The sequence below is a fragment of the Pedobacter agri PB92 genome (genome assembly GCF_000258495.1).
Taxonomy (GTDB): domain Bacteria; phylum Bacteroidota; class Bacteroidia; order Sphingobacteriales; family Sphingobacteriaceae; genus Pedobacter; species Pedobacter agri.
The window spans coordinates 1-1,388 of record NZ_AJLG01000325.1 but is presented as its reverse complement, the minus strand read 5'-3'; the positions used below and the strand labels follow the sequence as shown (position 1 = coordinate 1,388).

Genomic DNA, 1,388 nt, shown 5'->3' with positions numbered 1-1,388 from the left:
TTCCCAGGTCCGTTTTGCTCAAATTCATTTTTCATAAACCCGAGTATTGCCTGAGCATTTTTTAGTTCACTATACTCTATAAATTGCGCAAAAAGATAATAAACCTGAAGCAGGTAATCCTTTTCAGGGTACAGCACATCGTCTAATTCGAAAATTACGGCTTGCTTATCCGCCACAAGTTGATAGGCATCCATAGCTAAATTGTAAATAATTTTAAATCGTCACTCGGCTCATTGTAGCCAAAAACGCCATTCAGCTCCTCTTCCTGTTTGATAAAGATTTCACCACCACTGGCAAAAATGCACTCGCCTTTAATGAAAACTGCAAAATTTTTGAAACTACTCTGCGCTGCCCGCAGATATTTCGATATGGCTTCTGCTGGTGGAGTTAATACTTCAATATTATATTCGCTAAACAAAACCGCTGCTTTAGCCAATGGCTCAACTTCATATTGGTGAAGCGGGATTATACAATCAACGGCTTCCGTGATACAGAAATTCAGTAATATATGTGCAATACTGTCCTGATTTAGCGCACCAAGAGATGTGAAGGCATAATTTTCTGTCAAGATTCCTGGCACTTCGCCATAGTCAGCTAAAAGCACAAAGTGAGTTGGAAAAGCCTTTAATAATTTTAAAGCTTTGGCATTATTTCCTCCTGTAATGAGTATTTTCAATGTTTGAATGTTGTAATATGAAACGCTACTATTTTTTGGTTGTTGAATTGCTAAATTGACTTCGCCAACGATTTGATAAACGCGTTAGCGACACCTGGAAGCTATACAATCAATCCATCCTTCATCGTCACTACCCGATCACTGGTTTTAGCCAAATGCTCATTATGCGTAACTATAACAAAAGTTTGCTGAAAGTTATCGCGAAGGGTAACAAAAAGCTGGTGCAATGCTGAAGCGTTCTCAGAATCTAAATTACCTGAAGGTTCGTCTGCCAGGATGATAGACGGGTTGTTAATCAGCGCTCTGGCAATAGCCACCCTTTGCTGCTCGCCGCCCGATAATTGATTAGGTTTGTGATGAGCCCTGTCTTTCAAGCCGAAAAGATCAAGTAACTCCAAACCTCTTACTTCAGCTTGCTTTTTATTTGTTTTAGCAATAAAAGCCGGAATACAAATATTTTCCAAAGCGCTAAATTCAGGTAATAAATGATGAAATTGAAAAACGAAGCCAATATTTTGGTTTCGGAATGCGCTTAACAATTCTCCACTAAGCTTGCTGATTATTGTTCCTTTCAGCTCTACCTCACCCTCATCCGGTTTATCAAGCGTTCCTAATATATGCAATAAGGTACTTTTGCCTGCTCCTGAAGGCCCAATAATGCTGACGATTTCTCCCTTCTGCACCTCGAAATTTACACCCTTAGTGTGTACGT

General features: G+C 39.6%; 2 protein-coding genes and 1 pseudogene. All 3 read right to left on the bottom strand.

The features are described from left to right. Positions 1–194: pseudogene (locus ON09_RS23660) on the bottom strand (haloacid dehalogenase); the annotation flags it as partial. A gap of 2 nt (positions 195–196) precedes the next feature. Further along, positions 197–676, bottom strand: coding sequence for an ATP-grasp domain-containing protein (locus ON09_RS23655; RefSeq protein WP_010603547.1), 480 nt, complete (start codon positions 674–676; stop codon positions 197–199). Positions 677–777: 101 nt separating this feature from the next. Then, on the bottom strand, positions 778–1,388 hold a 611-nt coding region (locus tag ON09_RS23650), incomplete at its 5' end, for an ABC transporter ATP-binding protein (protein ID WP_010603546.1).